At 42.6% G+C, this 23,811-nt stretch carries 22 protein-coding genes and 1 pseudogene; 6 read left to right on the top strand and 17 right to left on the bottom strand.

The features are described from left to right. Positions 1-1,338, bottom strand: coding sequence for a sodium-dependent transporter (locus Q5C82_RS13645; protein WP_003220130.1), 1,338 nt, complete (start codon positions 1,336-1,338; stop codon positions 1-3). A 230-nt stretch (positions 1,339-1,568) separates the two neighbouring features. Here Q5C82_RS13645 and Q5C82_RS13640 point away from each other — a divergent pair, with 230 nt between their 5' ends. Beyond that, on the top strand, positions 1,569-2,534 hold the full coding sequence (locus Q5C82_RS13640; protein WP_003220128.1) for a bile acid:sodium symporter family transporter: 966 nt from the start codon (positions 1,569-1,571) through the stop codon (positions 2,532-2,534). 49 nt (positions 2,535-2,583) lie between these two features. On the opposite strand, the gene odhB is transcribed toward Q5C82_RS13640, so the two are convergent. The 8 genes from odhB to cdaS form a co-directional block, all read right to left on the bottom strand. Then, positions 2,584-3,837, bottom strand: a complete 1,254-nt coding sequence (odhB, locus tag Q5C82_RS13635) for a 2-oxoglutarate dehydrogenase complex dihydrolipoyllysine-residue succinyltransferase (protein WP_003220126.1) — start codon at positions 3,835-3,837, stop codon at positions 2,584-2,586. A gap of 15 nt (positions 3,838-3,852) precedes the next feature. Next, a complete protein-coding gene (gene sucA / locus Q5C82_RS13630) occupies positions 3,853-6,687 on the bottom strand; it encodes a 2-oxoglutarate dehydrogenase E1 component (RefSeq protein WP_003220123.1) in 2,835 nt (944 codons plus the stop codon). Positions 6,688-6,914: 227 nt separating this feature from the next. After that, complete coding sequence (locus Q5C82_RS13625) at positions 6,915-8,831, bottom strand: nitric oxide reductase activation protein NorD (RefSeq protein WP_003220121.1); 1,917 nt, start codon at positions 8,829-8,831, stop codon at positions 6,915-6,917. 10 nt (positions 8,832-8,841) lie between these two features. Next, positions 8,842-9,732 carry a MoxR family ATPase gene (locus Q5C82_RS13620; RefSeq protein ID WP_003220117.1) on the bottom strand — a complete coding sequence of 297 codons (891 nt, stop codon included), beginning with the start codon at positions 9,730-9,732 and terminating at the stop codon, positions 8,842-8,844. 87 nt (positions 9,733-9,819) lie between these two features. Next, positions 9,820-10,410: a superoxide dismutase family protein gene (locus Q5C82_RS13615; RefSeq protein WP_003220114.1), complete on the bottom strand. Its 591-nt coding sequence runs from the start codon at positions 10,408-10,410 to the stop codon at positions 9,820-9,822. A gap of 93 nt (positions 10,411-10,503) precedes the next feature. Next, positions 10,504-11,739 carry a D-gamma-glutamyl-meso-diaminopimelic acid endopeptidase CwlS gene (cwlS, locus tag Q5C82_RS13610; RefSeq protein ID WP_003220112.1) on the bottom strand — a complete coding sequence of 412 codons (1,236 nt, stop codon included), beginning with the start codon at positions 11,737-11,739 and terminating at the stop codon, positions 10,504-10,506. Positions 11,740-12,118: 379 nt separating this feature from the next. Continuing rightward, positions 12,119-13,336: a macrolide family glycosyltransferase gene (locus Q5C82_RS13605; protein ID WP_003220110.1), complete on the bottom strand. Its 1,218-nt coding sequence runs from the start codon at positions 13,334-13,336 to the stop codon at positions 12,119-12,121. Between the two features lie 234 nt (positions 13,337-13,570). Beyond that, positions 13,571-14,185 carry a cyclic di-AMP synthase CdaS gene (gene cdaS, locus Q5C82_RS13600; protein WP_003220108.1) on the bottom strand — a complete coding sequence of 205 codons (615 nt, stop codon included), beginning with the start codon at positions 14,183-14,185 and terminating at the stop codon, positions 13,571-13,573. A 275-nt stretch (positions 14,186-14,460) separates the two neighbouring features. Between cdaS and Q5C82_RS13595 the strand changes: the two genes are divergently transcribed. Together Q5C82_RS13595 and rsbRC are read left to right on the top strand one after the other, a co-directional pair. Continuing rightward, positions 14,461-15,819: an MATE family efflux transporter gene (locus Q5C82_RS13595; protein ID WP_003220103.1), complete on the top strand. Its 1,359-nt coding sequence runs from the start codon at positions 14,461-14,463 to the stop codon at positions 15,817-15,819. Between the two features lie 15 nt (positions 15,820-15,834). After that, positions 15,835-16,683, top strand: coding sequence for an RsbT co-antagonist RsbRC (gene rsbRC, locus Q5C82_RS13590; RefSeq protein WP_003220101.1), 849 nt, complete (start codon positions 15,835-15,837; stop codon positions 16,681-16,683). 25 nt (positions 16,684-16,708) lie between these two features. On the opposite strand, the gene bshB2 is transcribed toward rsbRC, so the two are convergent. The 4 genes from bshB2 to rarD form a co-directional block, all read right to left on the bottom strand. Beyond that, positions 16,709-17,374 carry a bacillithiol biosynthesis deacetylase BshB2 gene (bshB2, locus tag Q5C82_RS13585; RefSeq protein ID WP_003220099.1) on the bottom strand — a complete coding sequence of 222 codons (666 nt, stop codon included), beginning with the start codon at positions 17,372-17,374 and terminating at the stop codon, positions 16,709-16,711. An 18-nt stretch (positions 17,375-17,392) separates the two neighbouring features. Then, the gene (locus tag Q5C82_RS13580; RefSeq protein WP_003220097.1) at positions 17,393-17,743 is read right to left on the bottom strand and encodes a YojF family protein; all 351 of its coding nucleotides are present in this window, start codon (positions 17,741-17,743) and stop codon (positions 17,393-17,395) included. Next, positions 17,740-18,018 carry a hypothetical protein gene (locus Q5C82_RS13575; RefSeq protein WP_003220095.1) on the bottom strand — a complete coding sequence of 93 codons (279 nt, stop codon included), beginning with the start codon at positions 18,016-18,018 and terminating at the stop codon, positions 17,740-17,742. The genes Q5C82_RS13580 and Q5C82_RS13575 overlap by 4 nt, the downstream gene beginning before the upstream one ends. 75 nt (positions 18,019-18,093) lie before the next feature. Beyond that, on the bottom strand, positions 18,094-18,990 hold the full coding sequence (gene rarD, locus Q5C82_RS13570) for an EamA family transporter RarD (protein ID WP_003220093.1): 897 nt from the start codon (positions 18,988-18,990) through the stop codon (positions 18,094-18,096). Between the two features lie 98 nt (positions 18,991-19,088). Here rarD and Q5C82_RS13565 point away from each other — a divergent pair, with 98 nt between their 5' ends. Beyond that, positions 19,089-19,550, top strand: coding sequence for an Hsp20/alpha crystallin family protein (locus Q5C82_RS13565; protein ID WP_003220091.1), 462 nt, complete (start codon positions 19,089-19,091; stop codon positions 19,548-19,550). A 33-nt stretch (positions 19,551-19,583) separates the two neighbouring features. Here Q5C82_RS13565 and Q5C82_RS13560 read toward each other — a convergent pair whose 3' ends face one another. Beyond that, positions 19,584-19,820 carry a hypothetical protein gene (locus Q5C82_RS13560; RefSeq protein ID WP_003220090.1) on the bottom strand — a complete coding sequence of 79 codons (237 nt, stop codon included), beginning with the start codon at positions 19,818-19,820 and terminating at the stop codon, positions 19,584-19,586. Between the two features lie 423 nt (positions 19,821-20,243). Between Q5C82_RS13560 and Q5C82_RS13555 the strand changes: the two genes are divergently transcribed. After that, positions 20,244-20,633: a tautomerase family protein gene (locus Q5C82_RS13555; RefSeq protein ID WP_003220088.1), complete on the top strand. Its 390-nt coding sequence runs from the start codon at positions 20,244-20,246 to the stop codon at positions 20,631-20,633. 417 nt (positions 20,634-21,050) lie between these two features. On the opposite strand, the gene yodB is transcribed toward Q5C82_RS13555, so the two are convergent. Beyond that, entirely contained in the window at positions 21,051-21,389 is a 339-nt protein-coding gene (yodB, locus tag Q5C82_RS13550; protein ID WP_003220087.1) for a transcriptional regulator YodB, read from the bottom strand. Between the two features lie 129 nt (positions 21,390-21,518). Here yodB and Q5C82_RS13545 point away from each other — a divergent pair, with 129 nt between their 5' ends. After that, entirely contained in the window at positions 21,519-22,127 is a 609-nt protein-coding gene (locus Q5C82_RS13545) for a nitroreductase family protein (protein ID WP_003220086.1), read from the top strand. A 43-nt stretch (positions 22,128-22,170) separates the two neighbouring features. Here the strand turns inward: Q5C82_RS13545 and Q5C82_RS13540 are convergent, their stop codons facing one another. Then, entirely contained in the window at positions 22,171-22,773 is a 603-nt protein-coding gene (locus Q5C82_RS13540) for an alpha/beta hydrolase (protein ID WP_003220085.1), read from the bottom strand. Between the two features lie 15 nt (positions 22,774-22,788). After that, positions 22,789-23,701: pseudogene (locus tag Q5C82_RS13535) on the bottom strand (ring-cleaving dioxygenase). Positions 23,702-23,811: the final 110 nt, after the last annotated feature.

Genomic DNA, 23,811 nt, shown 5'->3' with positions numbered 1-23,811 from the left:
TTAAAAAATGCCTACCACATGCAAAAATACGATGATGATGGCAACAGGAGATAGATAACGAATGAGCAGCAGCCAAACCGCAAACCACTTTCGTTTGAGATTGGAACCGCTTTTCAGCTCGTCAAACAAATCCTGTTTCGGTATTTTTAGCGGGACAAAAATAGAAATCAATAACGCGCCTAACGGCATTAAAATATTGCTTACAAGATAGTCGGCAGCATCAAAAATAGACAAGTGAAATAGAGAGACGTCACTTAAGACACCGTAGGATAATGCAGACGGCACTCCGACAATAAAAATAGCAATTCCGCCTAACCAAGCGAATCGTTTTCTCTTATTGACATCGCCTTTTGAAAGCACTGCGACCAAAATTTCCAGCATTGAGAAAGCGGATGTCAATGCTGCAAATAAAAATAGAATTAAAAATGCTAATAAAAAGATAATTCCGAATGGCATTTGATTAAACACAGTCGGCAGCACGTTAAATAACAGAACCGGCCCTTGGTCTGGTTTGAGGCCGAATGAAAATACAGCTGGAAAAATCGCAATTCCTGCCATTACAGCAACAAGCATGTTTAATACAGTTACTGATACAGCGGACTGCACAACGTTTTCCTGTTTCTCTAAATAAGAGCTATACGTTACCATGACTGATACACCGACACTTAATAAGAAAAAGGATTGGCCCATCGCATATAAAATCGTATTGGCGTCAATCGCGGTTAAATCGGGCATCAGGAAAAACTTGAGCCCTTCCATCGCGCCATCAAGTGTAACGGAACGCACCATTAAAATAACAAATAATATAAAAAGCGCTGGCATTAATATTTGGCTTGCTTTTTCAATTCCGCTGCTAACCCCTTTTGCAACAACTAAAATTGTCACCACCATAAAGAGCAGCTGGCCTCCTACAGCGAGATAAGGATTTGAAATCGTGCTTGCAAATATCGTATCAAAACCAGATGTTTGCGATAAACCTCCAGTAAAGCCTTTTGTAATATAAATTAAAATCCACCCGCCGACGACACTGTAAAAAGATAAAAGAATAAAGCACGTCGCCATTCCTAAATAACCGATCCAATGCCACTTCGTTCCCGGAGCAAGTGTTTTATAGGATTGTACGGCATCTTTCTGTGTTTTTCTGCCTATGATGAATTCACCTAACAATAAAGGCAGTCCGATTAAAACCGTAAATAAAATAAAAATAAGTAAAAATGCGCCTCCTCCGCTGGTTCCCGCTACATATGGAAATTTCCATATCGCACCAAGCCCGATAGCTGATCCTGCCGCAGCTAAAATAAAGCCGAGCTTCGAAGACCATTGATTCGCTTCCTTCACCCTATCACTCCTATTTTATCTAACCATTATAAAGATTCATTGTAAGAATATCTTCCTATATAGTCAAGAACATTTTAATTAGTTTACATAATGTATTTGTTGTTTTCTATTAAAAGTCAATCCATCTACTAATATTGAATTATTCAGAAAATTAATTATAATAAGAGAATGCCTCAAAATCTGTGAGAATTTCTGCTGAAGTTCTTGATAAATGTGTAAGGAGTGTTTTGATGGACATCATTAGAAAAATAAGTCATTTCGCGGGACAAACCTTTGGCATATGGGTCATTGTTTTTGCCGTGCTGGGATTTACTTTCCCGTCTTTTTTTACATGGATCAGTTCTTATATTACGATTTTTCTTGGCATTATCATGTTTGGAATGGGTCTTACACTGCAAGCCGATGATTTCAAAGAACTGATCAGAAAACCTTGGCATGTCATTATCGGGGTAATTGTTCAGTATACCATCATGCCGCTCGTTGCTTTCGGCCTCTCATTTGGGCTGCATCTTCCAGCTGAAATCGCAGTGGGTGTTATTCTTGTCGGCTGCTGTCCTGGCGGCACAGCCTCTAATGTCATGACATTTTTAGCAAAAGGAAATACGGCTCTTTCTGTTGCTGTTACAACAATTTCTACCTTGTTGGCACCTGTTTTAACACCAGTTTTGATTATGCTGTTTGCCAGAGAATGGCTTCCTGTCTCGCCAGGGTCTTTAATTATTTCAATCTTACAGGCTGTGTTATTTCCGATCATCGCAGGCGTGATCGTCAAAATGTTTTTTAGAAAACAAGTGGAAAAAGCCGTACATGCCCTTCCGCTTGTTTCTGTCATTGGCATCGTTGCGATTGTCTCAGCTGTCGTCAGCGGCAACCGGGAAAATCTCCTTCAATCAGGGTTGCTCATTTTTTCTGTTGTTATCCTGCATAACGGAATCGGTTATTTGCTTGGATTTCTTTGTGCAAAGCTTTTAAAAATGGATTATCCGTCTCAAAAAGCAATTGCAATCGAAGTTGGCATGCAAAATTCAGGACTTGGGGCGGCACTCGCCACGGCTCATTTCTCACCGCTATCTGCCGTACCTAGCGCGATATTCAGTGTGTGGCATAACCTTTCTGGTTCCATGCTAGCAACATATTGGTCAAAAAAAGCGAAAAAGAAACAAACTGCATCCAACAGCAGCAATCTGTCCCTTTAAATACGCATCAAAAAAGGTACATCACTTTATCGTGATGTACCTTTTTTTATTATCCCTCTAATAAAAGCTGTTCAGGATCTTCCAGTAAATTTTTGATTGTCACTAGGAAACCAACCGCTTCTTTACCGTCAACAATCCGGTGATCATAAGATAAAGCGATATACATCATCGGACGGTTTTCGAAACGCTCTTCATCAATTGCTACAGGGCGCAGTTGAATCTTATGCATGCCCAGTATACCGACTTGAGGGCTGTTTAAAATCGGAGTCGACATCAGTGAACCGAAAGTCCCTCCGTTTGTAATGGTGAAGGAACCGCCCTGAAGCTCACTAAGGGTTAATTTATTGTTTCTTGCTTTTTTCGCAAGGTCACCGATTTCTTTTTCGATGCCTGCAAATGTCAAACGGTCCGCATCCCGTACAACCGGAACGACAAGGCCTTCATCAGCTGCAACAGCAATCCCGATGTCGTAGAATTTCTTAACGATCAGCTCATCGCCTTGAATTTCCGCATTGAGCAGCGGATATTTCTTCAACGCAGCAACGACCGCTTTCGTGAAGAAAGACATAAAGCCAAGCTTCACTTCGTTTTGCTCAAAGAATTGATCTTTGCGGCGTTTTCTGAGGTTCATGACAGCCGTCATGTCTACTTCATTAAATGTAGTCAGCATCGCTGATGTTTGCTGTACCTCTACAAGGCGTTTTGCAATCGTTTGTCTGCGACGTGACATTTTTTGCACTTCGACAGGTTTATCAAAGCTTTGTTGTGCTTTTTGAGCCTGAGGCTGCTGTTGTTTCTGAGGAGCCGGTTTTGACGCTGGTTTTTCGTACGCTTCGACATCCTGCTTGCGCACTCTTCCTAACGGATCTCCCGTTGGAACCTGAGACAGGTCAATTCCTTTCTCTCTTGCCAGCTTACGGGCTGAAGGGGAAGCGATCGTTCTTGATTTTGCTTCGGCTTGTGCTTCCTCGCTAACCTCTTTTGCAGCTGGTTCAGCCTGCTTCTCTTCTTTCTCGCTATCTTTGCTTTCAGCTTTCTCTGAAGGTGCAGGGGCAGAACTTTCACCCGCGCCTTCTGAAATCGTACCGATAATTTCTCCAACTTGGACGGTATCACCCGAATCTTTCAATACCTCTTGAAGTACACCCGATTCTTCTGCTGTCAATTCAACATTTACTTTGTCCGTTTCTAGTTCAAGCAGATATTCACCCTGTTCTACATAATCACCAGGCTGCTTCAACCATTGGGCTATTGTTCCTTCTGAGATTGATTCTGCTAATTCAGGTACCTTAATTTCCGCCATTTTTTCATTTCCCCCTTAGTTTTTGCGAGTCAAGCTATCAGATACAATACGTTCCTGTTCTTTTTTATGAACTGTCGGATCTCCCTCTGCAGGGCTGGATCGTCTTCTTCGTCCAATATATTGAACGCTTACTCCCTGTGGTGCAATCTCTGTCAAATATGGGCTGATATAACTCCAGGCCCCCATGTTCTGCGGCTCTTCCTGCACCCAAACGATTTCTTTCAGGTTCGGAAGTTTTGCAAATAATTCTTTGACTCCTTTTGCCGGGAATGGATACAGCTGTTCAATTCTCGCAATGTGAAGCCACTCTTTACCGTCTTCTAGCTTATTGAAATGGTCGCTGATGTCTATAGACACTTTACCGCTGGATAATACAAGTCTGGTTACTTTTTCATAGTCATGAGAAAGTCCGGACTGTTCGTATACAGGCTGGAAGCGGCTTTCGCTGAGCTCCTGCACTTCCGAAACCGTATTCGGATTACGAAGAAGGCTCTTCGGCGTCATAATGACGAGCGGCCTGATTTCTTCACGAAGCAGCATTTTGGCCTGTCTTCTTAAAATATGAAAATATTGTGCAGCGCTTGTCAGGTTGGCAACCGTCCAGTTGTTTTCCGCGGCAAGCTGCAGGAACCGCTCGATTCTTCCGCTTGAGTGCTCGGGCCCCTGTCCCTCGTAACCGTGCGGAAGAAGCATGACTAATCCGGATTTTTGGCCCCATTTCGCGCGTCCTGCAGAAATGAATTGGTCAAAATACACTTGAGCAGCGTTGGCAAAATCTCCATACTGCGCTTCCCACATGACAAGCGTTTCCGGTGAATGCACGTTATAGCCGTATTCAAAGCCGAGAACCGATCCTTCAGACAGCGGGCTGTTATGAACAGCAAAAGATGTGTCACAGTCAGATAAGTGATGCAGCGGCACAAATTCTTCGCCCGTCTCACTGTCATGAAGCACAAGGTTTCTTTGGGCGAACGTTCCGCGCTCGGAATCCTGCCCAGTTAAACGAATCGGTGTTCCGTCTTTCAAAATAGAAGCAAACGCAAGTGATTCAGCCAAAGACCATTCCACTTTTCTATCATCATCGAACGCCTTGGCGCGTCTTTCTAAAATGCGCTTAAGCTTGCCGAAAACGTTAAATGACTCCGGCCAATTGATTAATTCGCCATTCAGCTTACGGAGCACATCAAAATCAATGGATGTGTCCACATCAGGGAAACCGTTTGAAACAGGCTCTGGAAGTTCAATTTCAGAGGCGGTATGTTCCTTTTTAGCCGGCACTTTCTGATAAGCATCCTCAATGCGCTTCGTTACCGATTTTTCGATGTTTTGAACAACTTCTTCGGTAAGCACGCCTTCATTTACGAGCTTTTCGGCGAAAATTTGTTTGACGGTCGGATGCTTTCTGACAGCATCATACAGCATCGGCTGAGTGGTAGACGGCTCATCCATTTCGTTGTGTCCGTAGCGTCTGTACCCGATCAAGTCAATCAGAAAGTCCTTGTTGAATGTTTTTCGGTATTCGACCGCAAACTTAACAGCTGAAAGACAGGCTTCTGGATCGTCCGCATTTACGTGAACAATCGGAATTTCATAGCCCTTCGCCAGGTCACTGGCATAGTTTGTCGATCTTGATTCAGCGCTTTCTGTTGTGAATCCGATCATATTATTGGCGATAATATGAATCGCACCGCCTACTTGATACCCTTTTAAAGAACTTAAATTCAATGTTTCAGCGACGATTCCTTCCCCAGGGAATGCAGCGTCTCCATGAATTAAAATGGCAAGCGATTTTGTTTCATCTTGCACCGGGTATCCGCTTTGTGTTCTCGTTTCCTGTGCCGCTCTCGTGCTGCCTTCAACAATCGGATTGATAAATTCCAAGTGGCTCGGGTTGTTTGCTAACGTAATGCGCGCTGATCTTGTTTCAGCGTCTTGAAGCTCCCGATTGGCCCCCAGATGATATTTGACATCCCCTGTCCATCCATAGCTGATTCCGATTGATCCCTCAGACGGGACAAGATCTTTGTTCGGCGCATGCTGGAATTCTGAGAAAATGATTTCATACGGTTTGCCGAGCACGTGTGCCAAGACATTCAGGCGCCCCCTGTGCGCCATCCCGATGTTGACACTCGTCGTGCCAGATTTGACAGATTGTGCAATAATGTCATCCAGCACTGGAACTAGAGCGTCTAATCCCTCAATGGAAAAGCGCTTCTGTCCGACGAATGTGCGGTGTAAAAACTGCTCGAAGCCCTCTACTTCTGTCAGTCTTTCCAGCACAGCCGACAGCTTTTCAGCTGAGTTCTTCTGGAACAGCTCGCCGGATTCAATCATCTTTGTCAGCCACTCACGCTCTTTGAAGTCATGCACATGGTCAAATTCAAATGAGATGGTTCTTTTATACGTATTTCGTAAATACTGAATGGCTTCTAAACCGTTCGTAATGTTTTTAGGAGCGTCTTTGCAAATCACTGACGCAGGTATTGCTTTTATTTCTTCTTCTGTTAGCCCGTAATCGGATAATGGAAAGAGTTCGCTCTTTTTACCATCCTTTCTGAGCGGATTGACGGAAGCGTTTAAATGGCCATAGGTTCGGATATCTTCTGCAAGTCTGACTGCGGATGCGATCTTTTGAATCAGATCGGCTGTAACACGTCCCTTTTCTTTTGTTCCCGAGGCCTCTTTTATATCGCTTGGCGGAGCACCGAGCTCGTCGAACATTTCCTTTAGATCCGGATCAATGCTGTTCGGATCCTGGGTATACTGATCGTAAAGCTCCAGCGCATAGCCGAGGTTCGGACCGTAAAAATCTTCCCAATTCATTCGTTGTTTCATACTATTTTGAAACATTTGAATATTACCCCCAACTTAGATAATCAAGTGAATGATTCACTATCTTAAAATAACTTTCGAACGCTGTGTCCAAAATTATGTAATAAAAACGCTTCCAACGATATTTTACCACTGTTTGCAATTTGATTCTACCTTGATTGTTCACAAAATAGTAAAAAACCTTTATAAAAAACAAAAATTTAATCATTTGAAAAAAGAAACGCCAAAAAGCATAGGATAAAGGGCTATCCTATGCTTTTATGGAGTAGTTTTTTCAGCAGCGGATACAGAACATCCGGTAGCTCATCAACATCCGGGACAAATATACTGAATTTTCCGTACATGTCCTGAATGGTCTTCATTTGCGATTCTTCTATTTCTGAGTTGGAGAGAAAAACATTTATCACTTCTATTCCTCTCTTTCTGGCTTCAATAACCGCTTCACTTGTATCGACAATCCCGTTTTGTTCATAGCCAAACGCGGCCGGCTCTCCATCTGAAAAAACGATCAAGAACTTTTGCGCCTCGCTGCGCTGCAACATTTTTTTCGTCATCTGCCGGATCGCATAGCCGTCACGGTTATCTTCCTCAGGCTCAAGCTGCATAATTGCCGGTCCAGCCTCTTGTCTTAATGATGATTGAAAGGGAATAACCGTATTGAAATAGTTTGGCTGGCTTGTTTCGGTCGCATCGTTTGTATCCTCCCAAAAGCCGACAATCTGATGCGGAACCGCTACCGATTTCAACGCTTCGTGAAACAGCACGATTCCCCGCTTTGTTTCGTCCATTTTGTCGAACATGCTGGCAGAACAATCGACCAGCAATGTAAAAACCGCGTCAATTTCTGATGATGGTTCTTGTTTTTTGTAGAAAAGACGCGGATTTCGCTCAGTGAAGTAACGGAGAAGCTTATTGTTCAGCCGTCCGGCATGAAGGTCTGTTCTAGGCAATGTTTTTTTATGCTCCAGCGTTTTTTGAATCATTTGTTTTAAACGCTTTTGATACGATTCAATCGTTTTTGCCTGCTGTTTATAAGAAAGCTCTTCTTCACTCGTTGCCTTCTGCGGTTCTTTATAAATCGGAAATGCGTATTTATTTTCTTTGCCGTCAGCCATACCCGCACCGTTCGGCTGGTCTTTTTGGGACTCCAGCGCTTCCAGCTTGGAATAGTCTTTCCGTTTTGTTTGTCTGGCTGATCCCTGGACAGAGCCAAGGGCTTGATCTCCATCATCGCCTTCCCTTGAAGCGTCTTTTCCTAAATCTGATTTTGCTCCGTGTTCAATATCAAATTGAAGGAAGCTTTTAGACGGTGCTTCTGTTTCCCGGTGCCATGTCGGCATTTCTTCTTCATGGATATCCTCATCACCGTCTGATTTTTTTGGAAGTGTGATGTCATCACTCAGCTTCGGCGCTTTTTTCTCATCTACAAATAACGGTTGTTCTGCAGCTTTCGCGTAGTCAAGCTCAGGCAAAAAGAAGTAGGTGTTCAACATGTCTTTATCGAGCACCTCTTCAAGTCCGTCCATAAGGTCTTCTACAATTTTTAGAACCTGCCGCGTCGAATCTGCTTCATACACGCGCAGGAGCTGCTGCTCAATAAACGGGCGCATCAGATCGATATCTTCACGCATACACGGAAGGGTCTCGAGCGGTGATTCTGTTGTTAGCTTGACATAGATCGCGCAAAAGAGGGCATCCGTAAAAATGCTTCGCTCTAAATTTAAAGTCAGCTGGGTGGAGAAGTGTTTTCTGTACATGTCTTTTCGCTTCGCAAATACATGTTTCGTACCCGGGCGCTCATGTTTGATACATTCCTCAATTCTGATGTCCTCAAGCAGCATAAACAGCTGCTTGGCAAAACTTTTGAACGTAAGATGCTGATGGATATCATTCAAAAAGTTTGCAAACTCGTGCAGCGAGCTATATCTCGTTCCGACCGAACGCAGGTAGACGTCACTTTTCAGACCCGCTTCCATGTCCTCCGCCGCCCTGTCTTTCCAAAAGTGGCTCATATAGATTTTCTTTTCAAATGGGTTGTAATAGGACTGAACGCCATACTCCACTTCTACCGCTTCACTCTTGGTGAGTGTTTTGGCCAAATCAGTGAGCATCATAAATAAAAATGAATCTATTGTGCTGTCATTAAATTTGATAAATTTCATCGCAGCGCCCTCATTCAAACAGAGTTTCTGCGATATTTCGGACGGCCGCCTTTTCCCGGTCATCATCAAGCTTCTCTACAATTCCCCGCTCGATGGCTCGACGCGGCGGAATATAAGCGGCTAAATCACATGTATCAATTAACGCTCTGATGGATGCCGCTTCTTCAGATACCTGTCCGTTATTGGCTTGAACGATCAGGTCAGAGGAAAGCGTGATAAACCGGTCAATCAATTTCTCATCTTGCAGGGCTGATTGAGACATGAGCACTTGTTTCAGCAGCTCGCCTTTAATATAAGGCACATCGATGATGACAAAACGGTTTTTCAATGCTTCATTCAGCGGAACAGTTCCGACATAGCCTTCATTGATGGCTGCAATGACTCCGAAGCCTTCTTTAGCCCGAATGACTTCGCCTGTAAACGGATTTGTCATCATTTTTCTGTAATCTAATACACCGTTTAAAATAGGCAGTGTTTCCGGCTTTGCCATATTGATTTCATCTATATAAAGAAAATGGCCTTCTTTCATGGCTTTTGTGACAGGCCCTGAAACAAACTCGATCGTCGCCTGGCCAGATTGATTTTCAATCGTTTTATAGCCGACCAGGGCTTCTGCGTCCAAGTCAACTGAACAGTTGACACTGTGCATCGGTTTATGAAAATAGCTGGACAATGTTTCTGCCAGCTTTGTTTTTCCTGATCCTGTAGGCCCTTTCAGCAGGACATTTTTTCCCATGGCTAAGGCGATAATGGCGTCGAATAAAATCGCTTCATCGTCCGCCTCATAGCCTGATGTCCCGATGAGCGACTGAAACTCTGGGGAAATCGGCTGATCTTTATATGATAATAGCTTTTGTTGTATATCTTCCGGCAATGTTAAGTGCTGTAATTGAGTTGTCATAGACAAGTTCCCTTTCTTATTCGTATTCCATTAACGAGTATACTAAAAAAGCCCCTGTATGCTCAATACAAAAGGGCTTGGATGATATTACTGTTTCTCGTTATTGCCGGAAAGGGCTCCGCAGACGATACGCGCACCTGAATTGCCGCTAGGATTTGTCAAATAATCGTCGGCATTCTCATGAATAATAAACGCACTTCCGTCCTGGTCGAGAATATTTAGTTTACTTCCTTTTTTCAGTGAGGTGTCCGGCGCATTCATAATGACATCTACTTTTCCATCAGCACCAACTTCAAGGTTCGGTAGATCTCCGGCATGATGCCCCATCGGATTGTTGAAGCCGTGTTCTTTGTTTTGCGGATTAAAGTGGCCTCCCGCTGATTCAAAATCCGGCCTGACACATGAACCTTTCTCATGGATATGAAAACCGAGTGAAGCGCCGGGGCGCAGGCTGTTTGCGGAAATATGAATGTCGAGTCCCTCGTCTTCTGATTCTTTGATTTCTATAAAACCGACTGCTTTGCCTTCACGATTAACCAGCTGGACATGATGACCAAACGCTGACGTTTCAATCACTTCTTTTTCCGGTACCCGCTTAGGAGGGTCATGAGGGTTTTTTTGTCCGCATCCCGCAACTCCCAGTGCCGTCACCATCATCAACAGCAAGAGACGGTACATACTGTCTCCCCCTTGTTTTTTCTAACAGTGTGGTCAATCATTTTCTGATATAAACAAAAAAGCCTATAAAAAGGCTTTTTGTCATACTCATTTTTAAAAATAACTTCTTGCGCCCAAATAGCGCTGTTTCCAGTATGAATTGCTGAGATTGGAAATGTCGACGCCTGATGAGCTTGCATGAATAAAGTCTCCGCCGCCTAGATAAATCCCCATGTGAGACGGGCCGGATTTATATGTGGTAAAGAAGACAAAGTCTCCGACTGACGGCTGGCTGACTTTTTGCATGACATTCCAATATCCTGCCGTACTCAATCTTGATATCGATGATACATTATTAATGAGGTAATAAATGAAGCCGCTGCAATCAAAACCTGCAGGCGTGTTTCCGCCCCAGCGGTATGGCACCCCGACATATTTTTTCGCTTCTGTTATCATTCTGTCAATCTTCGAACCTATTTGAATGTTTGATCCTGAGTTGTCTTTTGGCTTTGTCTGATTTGAATTGTTAGATTTTGTTGTTCCCGAGATGGTCAGAACCTGTCCAATTTGCAAGACATCAGATGACAAATTGTTTTTATCGCGGATACTTTGCACAGTGACTCCGAGCTGATTCGCGATTTTCCACAGCGAATCGCCTGCTTTTACCTTGTATGTAGTTGTTTTTGAGGAATTGGAGTTTGACGGCTTATTGGAACCGCTGTTTCCGCTCTTAGGTGAACTGTTCCCCTTTATTTTGAGTACCTGCTTAGGGTAAAGGGTATCTGATGTTAAGCCATTTAAGGTTTTCAATTCAGCTACAGTCATATTTAAGCTGTTTGCAATTTTCCACAGTGAATCACCAAGCTTAACCGTATATGTACTTTTCAAAGAGCCTGAAGAATTGGAACCGCTGTTTTTCTTCGATCCGTTTGAGCCGCTTGAACTGCTTGTCCCTTTAATCTTAAGCTTTTGCCCAGGACGAATCAGATCGCTGGTCAGGCTGTTTAAGCTTTTGAGCTCAGAAACACTCATTTTATGATTTTTAGCAATCATCCATAGCGAATCACCATATGCAACTGTGTATGTTGATGTTTTGCTTGAGCTTGGTGAGGATGTCGTGCTTTTTTTACTGCTTTCAGGAATTTTAAGGCTTTGCCCGACATAAAGCACCGTTGATTTCAATTTGTTTTCGGATTTCAGAGCTGATATTGTCGTATCATATTGACGGGAAAGCTTCCACAGAGAGTCACCGCTTCTTACTTTTATCGTTTTTGCTTCCGCGGGTGCTGTGGCCATCGATGACCCGACAACTGCGGAAACAGCCAAGCCGGCTACAATCTTCTTTTTCATTCATTCAACCTCCTAAACTGTTTATAGCGCAAAAACAGTTAGTATTTCGTTTCCAAAAATGGAACACATCAGTTTTATCGTCACTTTTTCAGCAAGTTACATCCTTTTCAAACATTTGGCTGCAATTTCAGCATCGTTCGACCTTTAAATCAAATAAACACCTAACATTTTACATAAGCTGCCTATATTTTTCGAAAGTCTAAGGAACTAATTAAGCGGGGGTAAAAATGATGGTTTTCTATTGTTAAATGGAGCAGATTTTCCTCCTTTCTTGTCTGTTTTTCTTATCAATTCTCTATCGTCGTGTCAAATCCCTTCCTCTGCTTTCTTACGAAAATGCCAAAATGCCTGTTCTTTTGATAAGAACAGGCATTTATTATTATGCGTTGGCTGATTGAGTTTTGAGTTTCACAACTTCAAGAATGCTGTCGGCCGCTTTTTTAGATCCGCCTGCCGCTTTCAATGATTGGCCAATGTCTTTTGCCTTTTCAGCATATACGGGATTGTTCATCACTTCATGAATTGTTTCTTTCAGAAGGCCTTCTGATAATTGTTCTTTTTTCAGCACTTTTCCTGCGCCTATTTTTTCCACTTGATTTCCTACAGCAAATTGGTCAGCACCCATCGGAATGACTACGAGCGGGGTTTCAAAATACAAACCTTCACTTGTGCTATTCATTCCCCCGTGGGTTACAAATAAGCTGGCTCTTTTCAGGATCTCAAGCTGTGGGACATACGGGCGTACAATGAAATTCTCCGGAATGTCGTTTAGCTCATTTGCTTTAATATGTTTGCCGATGGAAAGCACAACTTTTCCGTCAAAGTCTTTACATACCTCGAGACATTGATTAAAAAACTGCTTTTGATTGTTAAAAATGGTTCCCATTGAAATAAACAGCACGTTTTCATTGTCAATCTGATCAAATGGGAAATCGTTGTTTCCGGCCCTTTCTGTAATGGAAGGACCGACAAATACATACCGATCGCCGAATTGATCAGCCATTGGCTGAAATTCCCTTGATGTAAAGACAATCGTCAAATCCCCATCTGAAGAAAAAACGTCAAATGGCTTTTTGATCGCTGTTTGAAAATCAGCATTTAATGTTTCTACAAGCTGCTGGTAAGATTCATAATGTGACGATTCTTCAATTGACCCTTTCATGTAAGAACCCATTATTTCCTTTAGAAATTCCTCATTCATTGCAAAGGTAGTACACAATGAAAATCTCGGCAGCTTCAGCAGGTTGGCAATGATTTTACCGGCCAGTAAATGGTGATCATATATGACATAATCATACGATTCATGTTTGACTTCATCATAAATATGAGTCGCAATATCCCTACAGCCTTTCAAAAAGGCGCAGATCATTTCTGCGAAATCTCTTTCTTCATCTCCTGTTGCGTTTTTTCCGAAGTAATCTTCTCGAAAATCATGATACTCACGAAACTCAATATCAAGAGCTGCAATTTTTTCTTTGTATTCCTTCACTGCGTAGTAAGTAATATGTTCTCCCCGTGATTTCAGCTCCTTCATTACACCGATAGACGGATTAATATGTCCTTCACCGGGAAAACCGATCATTAATACATTAGCCATGCGGCAGCACCCTTCCTTTAAAATTTATGTAATATTTTATACGGTACTACAAATACAAAATTAGGTAAAGTATTTAACTTAATTAACATTAATTCGATATAACTTTTCTACCAGTTTATATTTACTGCCTTCAAGACAAAAAGCATTCAGCTTAAAGTGAATGCTTTAAAAAAGGTTCGAATTCAGTCATTTTGTCTCATGATAGGTTTCTTAATCAGGCCCTTTTATTTATTTTTACGTTCTTGGCGAAATTAACGGATATAATACACCATCTTTGGCAAACGACATCTTCCCTGTCTCCTCTGAAACAACGAGAACAAGCGCATCCGTATACCCCGACATACCAAGAGCCGCGCGATGCCTTGTTCCCAAATGGACATCCACTTCCTTTGTTGTCAGCGGGAGAACATTGGCTGCTGAGACAAGTTTATTTTCCCTCACTAATAAAGCGCCGTCATGTAGAGGATTTCCGGGGAAAAAGATGCTTTCAATTAATGAAGCGCTGATCTCCGCATGAAGGGAGGTTCCTTTTTGAATAAAATGTTCAACAGGGTCCGCTCTTTCAATCACAATTAAAGCACCATGCTTATGTTCCGAAAGGGCTTTAATCGCCTTGGCCAGCTCGATAAATGCCGGTGTAAATTGCTCAATGTATGTTTGCAAATAAAACGATGATGCGATGCCCTGCATGTCCTGAAAAATGTGGCCCAATTCATCTAATTCACAAAGAAGGCACTGGTCTTTTTCGTGTAGCGTTTTTAAGATTAGCGACGCATCACCTAATATTTGCTCTAAATACACTTGTATTTTTCCCTTAAATGCATTTTCTGATATCTGTTCATAACGCATAGACCTTCATCTCCTTTTCAAATTTCCAACTTTTCACGCATGCTAATCTTATTGATGCACATTCTATTGGTAAAGGAGGGATGTAAAGAATGGAAATCGAAAGAATCATTCAGTATGTTTGCACCTTTTTAGGCGTGATTTCGCTTTCTTTTATTTATGCCCAAATGTTTAGAAAAACGAAACCGACAAAAAAAGAATAGGACCGGCGTTCATTGCTTTTTATACATAAAATGTTATAATTTCTCTCGTTATGAAAAAGAAACGGAGATCAATGTATGAAAGAAACTCGAAACGCCCGGCAAAAGATCAAACAGCTTTTGCACATTTTAATTCCGATATTAATTACCCAGGCGGGGCTTTCTCTTATGACTTTTTTAGATACGGTGATGTCTGGGAAAGTCAGCCCCGCTGATTTAGCTGGTGTCGCTATTGGCTCAAGCCTTTGGACCCCTGTTTATACAGGACTTGCAGGTATATTAATGGCGGTCACCCCGATTGTCGCTCAGTTTTTAGGCGCTGAAAAAAAACAGCAAATTCCCTTTACTGTTTTACAGGCTGTATACGTGGCCGCACTTCTTAGCATAGCTGTTTTAGCGATTGGATATGCTGCAGTTGACCTTATTCTTGGCCGATTAGACCTTGAAACTCACGTCCATCAAATTGCCAAACACTTTTTAGGCTTTTTATCGCTGGGAATTTTCCCTTTATTTGTTTACACCGTTTTGAGATCATTCATTGATTCATTAGGAAAAACGAGAGTCACAATGATGATTACACTCAGTTCTCTTCCGATCAATTTTGTATTGAATTACGTATTCATTTTCGGGAAATTCGGCATGCCGGCACTCGGCGGTGTAGGCGCCGGGCTAGCTTCCGCGCTTACATATTGGTGTATCTGCATCATCAGTTTTTTCATTATTCATAAATCAGCACCGTTTTCCGAATACGGGATTTTCCTTACAATGTATAAATTCTCTTGGAAAGCATGCAAAAATATGCTCAAAATCGGTCTGCCTATTGGGTTCGCCGTGTTTTTTGAAACGAGCATTTTCGCAGCTGTCACGCTTCTGATGAGCCATTTTAATACAGTCACTATCGCGTCCCACCAGGCAGCCATGAACTTTGCTTCACTTTTATATATGCTGCCGCTCAGTGTGTCCATGGCATTAACAATTGTTGTCGGTTTTGAAGCTGGTGCAGCCCGTTTTAAGGATGCGCGCTCATATAGCTTGATCGGCATCATGATGGCGATCGGTTTTTCCTTGTTGACAGCAGCCTGTATCCTTTTATTCAGAGAGCAAATTGCCGGCATGTACACTTCTGACCCTGATGTGCTCCGGCTGACACAGCACTTTTTAATTTATGCGCTGTTTTTTCAGCTTTCCGATGCTGTTGCAGCACCGATCCAGGGAGCGCTCCGAGGGTACAAAGATGTGAACTATACGCTTGCTGCCGCCTTTGTCTCTTATTGGGTCATTGGCCTTCCGGTCGGTTATGCGGTCGGTACGTTTACAAGCCTCGGCGCGTTTGGCTATTGGATCGGATTAATTACAGGACTCGCCGCAGGAGCAGTTGGACTGTTTTTCAGGCTGGCTAAACTGCAAAAACGTTATTCGCAAAAACAACACATTTAAAAGAGGTGATCAATCATGGCAAAAAATAAGAAATTATACGAATATCTTTCTCAGCATGCGGAGACGATCAGTTCAACATGGTACGAAACAATCGAGGAGACTGATCCGAATTCCATCTATGCATCAACTGACCCTGCTGTCATTCACAATTTAAAGAGCCAGAATCTCGCCTTCAATTATAAGATAAATCGCATTTTCATAGATGATGAGGAGGTATACCTACCTATACTGAAAGAATGGGCGTTTGAAGTGACACAGGATCAAGAGCATTTAAAGACTCCTATCCACTATATTATCCGGGAGTTTGTTAGAGTGAGAGATTTATATGTTTCCTATGTGAAAGAATTTGTCCATCTCAATCAGGACACTGTGAAAGGCGAAGAAGCCGAAGATCTGTATCACTCCCTTATAAAAGCGTTCGATCTTGTGATTCATATTTTTATAGAAGAGATGTACAAAAACACAAGCCTTCAGCTTCAGGCTCAAAAAGATATGATTACTGAATTAAGCGCACCGGTCATTGTGCTGTTTCACAGCGTCGGACTGCTGCCTTTAATCGGAGATATTGATACAGTACGCGCCAAACTGATTATGGAAAACACCCTGCATCAATGTGCGGAGAAAAAGGTGACGCAGCTGTATATTGATTTGTCAGGAGTAGCTGTTATTGATACAATGGTTGCCCACCAGCTGTTCAGTCTGATTGAAGCGCTGCGTTTAATCGGCGTTTCATCCACATTGTCGGGAATCCGCCCGGAAATCGCGCAAACCGCGGTTCAGCTAGGTTTGACTTTTGAAGATATTTCCTTGAGATCTACCCTCGCTTCAGCGATTGCATCTGACTTGAAATTAAAAAAGGTATAAGGCTTAAGGCCTTATACCTTTTTGATTAATCATTCCATTGATACGTCCAATATACTTCTTCTTCAAACCATGTTGCCATAACAGGTTCATTGTTTTTCAATTTTTCTTCAAGCTCTCTAAGCATGCCTTCTGTTTGAGTGCGGTGAGCTCTTAACGCATTCATTTTAATATCAGCCACTTCTTTGATATCAAGTACGACATCTGCTTCGCCGAGAACCTCTTCTCTATTGCGTGTAATCGCCATGCAGAGCGTACGCGGACGGTCTTCTTTCTTTTTCCGGTACAATGCACGAATAACCGCTTCCCCGCATGCATCATGGTCAGGGTGCACACCGTGTCCAGGATAAAATGTGACAATTAAACTTGGTTTTACATCATCTATGATCTCTTCCATGATATCAGCTAAATACTCATCGTCTTCAAATTCGAGCGTTTTGTCACGGAGCCCCAGCATCCGAAGATCATTGATATCCATTTCTTTGCAAGCGTTAATGAGCTCTTGTTTTCTTAGCAGCGGCAATGTTTCCCGATTCGCGAAAAATGGATCGCCCATATTTCTGCCCATTTCACCTAAAGTGGCACAGGCGTACGTAACGGGAATGTCTTTTTTTCTGTTTAAGGCAATCAGGCCTGCCACTCCGTATGATTCGTCATCAGGGTGAGGCAGGATTACAAGTACGTGTTCTTTCATTATTTTTCACCCTTTTCTTTAAACTGTGAACGGTTTTTCACTGATTTGCAGAGAAATAGCCAGTTTACCGCCCGGCAGGTGTCCCGCCATTAATAAACGGTTTTCTTCATCTATCGTGTATTCAGTCAAGCCTTCAGCATAAATCCAGCCTTCTTCTGTTTTTAAGCCAACACGGTAAGGTCCGCTTCCTTTGATTTTCGCCTGATGATAGGTGACTTTTGCATTGCGGATGTATGCAACAACCGTCATGTTTTTTTCATTTAAGTGCGCTGAATAAGAACCGGTTGTGGTTTCTAAATGGATATATACAGGGCGGTCCGCATATCGTTCTAAAGATGCTTGCACATCTTCTTTTATGATTGCTTTCATGATTGCTCCCCTCTTTCTTCTTTTAAATGCTCTGCACGTTCTGTATGTAATTTGACCAGCTGATATTTCACAGCCGGTTCGAGCTGTGAATTCACAATGCGTTGGATCGCGGCAAAATATTTTTCCAGCATCGGTTTCCGGAGTCTCGGATGTGTTCGTTTATCCAAGAGCTCAAGATCAATCGCCTCTGCTACCGCTTCTGCGTCATCACTTGTGAGAGATCTGTTATTCCAAAGTGAAGCGTAGGCTTTCACTATCTCTTTATCATTGTCCATCGTCTTGCTCCTTTATGTCTTACATACATGAAATGATTATACATAATATATGCTTTAACTGAAAAGCCAAAGGCCTCAATGGCTTTTTGACGCCCGTTTCCATTTTACTTGTGAAAACGTAAACAAGAGCAGCGCAGCCCATATACAGCTGAATGTAAAAGCCTTCGAGCTTGAAAATGGCTCATGGTAAACAAACAGTCCGATCAGCAAGGTAATGGTCGGTGCAATATATTGCAAGATTCCGACTTGATACAGCGGCAGCCGTTTCGCCCCTTCCGCAAACAATAATAGCGGCAAAGCCGTAAACACACCAGCAAAAAAGAGCAGCATCCACGTGCCCCCGCTTTCTGCACCCGCTGGCTGAACATGGCCGCTCAGCAGCAAATACCCCAATGCAATCGGCATAATCATGAATGTTTCAAGTGTTAAACCGATGGCGCTCGGCAGACTTGTTCTTTTTTTGCTTAACCCGTACAGCCCGAAGCTGAATGCGAGCAGGAGCGCAACATAAGGAATGGAGCCGTATTGGAACGCTGAGATGATGACGCCGGCCGCCGCAATCGAAACCGCCACCAGTTGCAGGCGATTCAGTTTTTCCTTTAAAAATAAAATTCCAAGGAGCACTGATACAAGCGGATTAATGTAATAGCCAAGACTAGCCTCAAGCAAAAAACCATGGTTGACAGCCCATATGTATACAAACCAGTTAATCGAAATCAGGACAGAAGCGAGAAATAAAGATAGGATGCCTCCATTCTTTTTCAAAGAGCGCAGCTCCTGCCACCCTGTTTTCCATTGCCGCAAGAAAAAAAGCACGATACACATAAAAACAAAAGACCATATAATACGGTGAGCCAAAATATCAAGAGCCGGCAGCTGTTCGAGAAGCTTCCAATAGAGCGGAAACAGCCCCCACATGATAAAGGAAACGGCTGTGTAAAGAACGCCTTTTTTCGTTTCTGTATATTGCATGTAAATCCCTGCCTTTCTTTAGAGCATCTTATATTATATCACGTGAAAGATCTGTCGGGCATATACTATTTTGTCCATGAAGAAAGGGTGTGACGACGATGTTTGAGTGGAACAAGTACTTTCCTTTCCACAATCAATTTTCTAAAGAAGCTTTAAAAAAAGCTGATCCAAAAGAAGTTGAAACGTATGTAAATCGTGTGATGGAAAGTGTGTTCGGAAGTGATTATGCGGCTCAATTTCCTTTCCGCGATCCCCTTCCCAAAAAAGAACAGCCCGCCAAACCTGATGCCAAACCTGATATTGATATATTCGAAACAGCAGACCATGTGTTTGTAAAGGTGCCAATCAGTGAAAGCCAGCTGGAACAGTTGAAAATTAAACACACTTCTCACGCATTAATGATAGAAAATTTCCCGAATTTGGGGCATCCCAAAAAGATAAATCTGCCTTGTTTAGTCAAACGCAAAGGAACAAAAGCCGTCTATAAGGATGGCCTTCTGGAAGTCATGTTTCAGAAGCAGCAAGACTACAATATGTCCGAGGTAGAAATCATCCGATAAAAAACGGCCTGCACCGATGCAGGCCGTTTTTTATTAATAGAAGCCGGGATAACCCCCGTATGGCGCGCCGGCGCCAAAACCGTACGGTGCGCCTCCGTATCCGTAAGGGCCAGGCGGATAAGCATAGGGACGAGGATAGTTAAACAGAGCACTCCCAAGAAAACCGCCTAATAAACCACCGACTAAAGGAGCTCCAAACAAGAAAGGATTACGCACCGGGTATCCGGCTGGGTCTGGGTTCCCGCGATAATATGAATGATGAGGGTACATGATTTTTCCTCCTTTATGTCTGCCTATACGTAGGGTATTCAACAAGGAAGAAAAACGATTGGGCTATGAACTAAATCTAGGTATTGTTACATCACAAGCCCTGCCAATAACACACACGATAAACTGAAAACGTTTTTGTCAACAGATAGTAAAACATCTTGGTTACTTAATTGTCACCTTTTGGTTAACTAGTATATTCATACTAATCTCCCAAACCACGACTTGTAATCATTTTTGCGGGCTTCCTCGGTTTCCATCACACTTTCCACACTATTTATTAGTTATATGTTGATTAACTATTGGTTATATGTTATGTTTTTTATCAAGTTAGCAGCCAGCCTTTATATTTATCCATTGTCTAGAAACAAGTCCCAAACAACATGAAAACGGACGGATAACAACTTCACATGAGGAGGAATTCACTTGCCATTATTACGTTTTGATGTAATTAAAGGCCGTGATGAAAAATCGCTGCAATTGTTATTAGATACCGCTCACCAAGCGATGGTCGAAGCGTTTGGTGTTCCGGAAAGGGACCGTTATCAAATTGTCCATCAGCATCCGGCAAACGAGCTTATAATCCAGGATACTGGATTAGGATTTAAAAGATCCAAGGATCTTGTCATTATCAGTATGACAAGCAAAGCAAGAACAGAAAGCCAAAAAGAAAAATTGTATGCCCTCCTGGCTGAAAAACTAGAGGCAGAATGCGGTATATCTCCAGAAGACCTAATGGTTTCTATTACCGAGAATGGTGACGCAGACTGGAGTTTCGGTCTTGGTGAGGCGCAATTTTTGAATGGAAAACTATAAAATAATGAACATGCAGTTAAAAAGAGAGGGCTTCATCAGAGGTCCTCTCTTTTCATTCTCTCATTTTTTTAGTAAAAGCGGAAATAATCACTGCGAAAACTGCCAGCAAAACAAGGTATAACGGGGTAATCCGAATTTGGTGGCCTTTTTAAATCCAGTCTTGATGCCAATGAAATTCCAATGGAAGGTGACTGGGTTTTGGCCGAAAATATAAAATTCAGGCAGATAGAGTTCCACTTTACTGATTTGCATAACCAGATAAACGATCATCCCCATTCACATTCATATTATTTTTACAAATCTGTAAAAGGCATTCTGACCAATATAAAAAGCCATGTAAACGGTATGAACCACCACCCCTTACATGACTAATGACTATATTATGAAATAAAGACCCTTTCCCGAACGCTTCTTTCCTTATTTCTCTTCCTCGCACACGGTTTCCCCGGGTTCGCAAAATTGATCGGCCCACGCCTGCATCTCTTGGAATACAGCTTGAAGCGCTGTTCCTTTTTCAGTCAGCGTGTAGATGACTTTGACCGGCGTTTCAGGGAGAACCTGCCGTTCGACGATCTCGTTTTGTTCAAGCTCCTTAAGGCGCTCTGCGAGCATTTTTTGGCTGATCATCGGAATTGTTTCCGTTATCTCTTTAAACCGTTTCGGCCCATCCATAAGCACATGGATGATCAGACCGTTCCATCGTTTTCCCAACAATGAGAAAGCGGATTCCATTTTAGGGCACATTGTATTTCCCACAAGTCCTCATCCCTTCATCTATTAATTGACATGTATTCAATGATCCATTACAATAATCTTTCAAGTTACATTTAGTAAGCTTCTAACTTTTCTATTATCATACCACGTTTATCCGAAGGAGGAAACACTATGACGAATACTCTGGATGTTTTAAAAGCACGTGCATCTGTAAAGGAATATGATACAAATGCCCCGATCTCTAAGGAGGAGCTGACTGAGCTATTGGACCTTGCCGTTAAAGCGCCTTCAGCTTGGAACCTTCAGCATTGGCATTTCACTGTATTCCACAGTGATGAATCAAAAGCGGCGCTTCTTCCTATAGCGTATAATCAAAAACAAATCATTGAGTCTTCTGCTGTTGTTGCCATTTTAGGCGATTTAAAAGCAAATGAAAACGGTGAAGAAGTTTACGCTGAATTAGCAAACCAAGGCTATATTACAGATGAAATCAAACAAACATTGCTCGGCCAAATCAACGGTGCCTACCAAAGCGAGCAATTCGCACGAGATTCCGCTTTCTTAAATGCTTCTTTAGCAGCTATGCAGCTTATGATTGCCGCAAAAGCAAAAGGTTATGACACTTGCGCAATCGGCGGATTTAACAAAGAGCAGTTCCAAAAGCAATTTGATGTTAGTGAGCGCTATGTTCCGGTTATGCTTATTTCAATCGGAAAAGCAGTAAAACCTGCTCATCAAAGCAATCGCTTACCGCTTTCAAAAGTGTCAACTTGGCTGTAAGGATATGAAAAAACCTTAGTCCGAAATACGGACTAAGGTTTTTTTAAACAATCGCATCTTTGTACCATTCACGCGCCTGTTCAGCTTCATGCTGAGTCAGCTGATGGCCTCCATCCTCCCAGTAAACAGAGGCTGATGCCCCGCTGTCACACAAATAGCGGTGAAGCTCTTCTGATTCTTCCTTCGTGCAGAGAGGGTCGTATTTCCCGGCACCGATAAAAACAGGGAGTCCCGTCATATCAGGCAGCTTGATACCGCGGATCGGAACCATCGGATGATGCAGAATAGCCCCTTTTAAAACATCTTTATAATGGAAAAGAAGGCTTGCTGCAATATTTGCGCCGTTTGAATAACCGACCGCAATCACTCGGCCGCGGTCAAATTGATGCGTTTCTGCAGCCTCGTCGATAAAATTTTTCAATTCCCTTGTCCGCTCCACGAGGTCCTTTTCATCAAAGACACCTTCACTCAGACGTTTGAAAAAACGCGGCATTCCATTTTCAAGCACCGACCCTCTGACACCAAGCAAATGGGCATGAGGGTCTATAAACCGTCCTAATGAAAGGAGATCGTGTTCATTTCCGCCGGTGCCATGTAACAGCAAAAGTACGTTGTCAGATGTCCCTTTTTCATAAATATACTTCATTGTAAAGTCCCCCTTTTAAAGTTCAGGCAATATGTCTGTAATTTGTTGTCTATGTTTCTCCAGCCATTCAGGCAATTTTAATGCGGTTCCCAGCTCATCAAACGTTTCATCTGTCATAAAGCCAGGTTCATCTGTGGCGATTTCAAATAAGATACCGCCTTTTTCCCTGAAATAAATGGATGTAAAGTATTCTCTGTCAAGGATTTCTGACGAAGAAAGATGGTTTTCCGCCATAATCGGCAGCCAATTTGCCTGTTCCTCTTTTGTTGTCCGAAACGCTACATGGTGTACCGTGCCATAACCTCCCACCCCTCTTTTTTCAGGGTGTAGATGTACGTCAATGACGCCACCAATGGTCGCTGAGGATGTCAGTCTGACAATCTGGCCTTCTTCCGCCGCTTTGGTGTATCCAAAGCTTTCCGTTAACAATTGAATGGTCGCCTGCGGGTCATAGGAATACAGCAGCACGCCTTTCATTCCCATAATCGCTTCATGTTGTGAAATGCCGTCAGGCGTCCACTCGCTTTTGCCACTTTTCGCATCCTCCATAATCGCTAGCGGAAGGTCTTCCGTATCATCAAAAATAAGACCCTTTTCACCGAATAACATTTTCTCCTCTAAGTTCAACCCGTTTTTCTCAAGACGTTCCTTCCAAAAAGACAGGGAGCCTTTAGGAACCGAAAAGTACACACGGCCCGCTTGGCCTTTGCCTACCGTTCCCTGTCCGCTTCCTTGGAACGGGAAAAAGGTCATAATTGTACCGGGATCTCCTTTTTGATTCCCGAAGTAAAAATGATACGTTCCGGGATCATCAAAGTTTACTGTTTTTTTTAACAAGCCGAAGCCCGAGCACTTCTGTATAAAATCGCAAGTTTTCTTGCGGATCTCTGGCGAATGCTGTGATATGGTGCAATCCTTCTGTCTTCATTTTCCACTCCTATTTATCTCGATTTAAAGATATTTATTATTTTAAACCTTTATTGAAGAGGATGCAAACCATGTGTTTTGATTAAATAATTGAAAAAATCATTTTTTTCT

It is taken from the genome of uncultured Bacillus sp. (assembly GCF_958411575.1).
Classification (GTDB): Bacteria; Bacillota; Bacilli; order Bacillales; family Bacillaceae; genus Bacillus; species Bacillus spizizenii.
This window is presented reverse-complemented; position numbering and strand designations above follow the sequence as displayed.

Excerpts from the sequence above, each read along its gene's own strand:
- bshB2 (WP_003220099.1), bottom strand. The coding sequence starts at position 17,374 with ATGAAAGAACACGTACTTGTAATCCTGCCTCACCCTGATGACGAATCA.
- Q5C82_RS13565 (WP_003220091.1), top strand. The coding sequence starts at position 19,089 with ATGTTTGAGTGGAACAAGTACTTTCCTTTCCACAATCAATTTTCTAAA.
- Q5C82_RS13640 (WP_003220128.1), top strand. The coding sequence starts at position 1,569 with ATGGACATCATTAGAAAAATAAGTCATTTCGCGGGACAAACCTTTGGC.
- Q5C82_RS13615 (WP_003220114.1), bottom strand. The coding sequence starts at position 10,410 with ATGTACCGTCTCTTGCTGTTGATGATGGTGACGGCACTGGGAGTTGCG.
- Q5C82_RS13545 (WP_003220086.1), top strand. The coding sequence starts at position 21,519 with ATGACGAATACTCTGGATGTTTTAAAAGCACGTGCATCTGTAAAGGAA.
- rsbRC (WP_003220101.1), top strand. The coding sequence starts at position 15,835 with ATGGCAAAAAATAAGAAATTATACGAATATCTTTCTCAGCATGCGGAG.
- cwlS (WP_003220112.1), bottom strand. The coding sequence starts at position 11,739 with ATGAAAAAGAAGATTGTAGCCGGCTTGGCTGTTTCCGCAGTTGTCGGG.
- Q5C82_RS13595 (WP_003220103.1), top strand. The coding sequence starts at position 14,461 with ATGAAAGAAACTCGAAACGCCCGGCAAAAGATCAAACAGCTTTTGCAC.
- Q5C82_RS13605 (WP_003220110.1), bottom strand. The coding sequence starts at position 13,336 with ATGGCTAATGTATTAATGATCGGTTTTCCCGGTGAAGGACATATTAAT.
- Q5C82_RS13575 (WP_003220095.1), bottom strand. The coding sequence starts at position 18,018 with ATGGACAATGATAAAGAGATAGTGAAAGCCTACGCTTCACTTTGGAAT.
- rarD (WP_003220093.1), bottom strand. The coding sequence starts at position 18,990 with ATGCAATATACAGAAACGAAAAAAGGCGTTCTTTACACAGCCGTTTCC.
- Q5C82_RS13620 (WP_003220117.1), bottom strand. The coding sequence starts at position 9,732 with ATGACAACTCAATTACAGCACTTAACATTGCCGGAAGATATACAACAA.
- Q5C82_RS13625 (WP_003220121.1), bottom strand. The coding sequence starts at position 8,831 with ATGAAATTTATCAAATTTAATGACAGCACAATAGATTCATTTTTATTT.
- sucA (WP_003220123.1), bottom strand. The coding sequence starts at position 6,687 with ATGTTTCAAAATAGTATGAAACAACGAATGAATTGGGAAGATTTTTAC.
- Q5C82_RS13580 (WP_003220097.1), bottom strand. The coding sequence starts at position 17,743 with ATGAAAGCAATCATAAAAGAAGATGTGCAAGCATCTTTAGAACGATAT.
- odhB (WP_003220126.1), bottom strand. The coding sequence starts at position 3,837 with ATGGCGGAAATTAAGGTACCTGAATTAGCAGAATCAATCTCAGAAGGA.
- cdaS (WP_003220108.1), bottom strand. The coding sequence starts at position 14,185 with ATGCGTTATGAACAGATATCAGAAAATGCATTTAAGGGAAAAATACAA.
- Q5C82_RS13560 (WP_003220090.1), bottom strand. The coding sequence starts at position 19,820 with ATGTACCCTCATCATTCATATTATCGCGGGAACCCAGACCCAGCCGGA.
- Q5C82_RS13540 (WP_003220085.1), bottom strand. The coding sequence starts at position 22,773 with ATGAAGTATATTTATGAAAAAGGGACATCTGACAACGTACTTTTGCTG.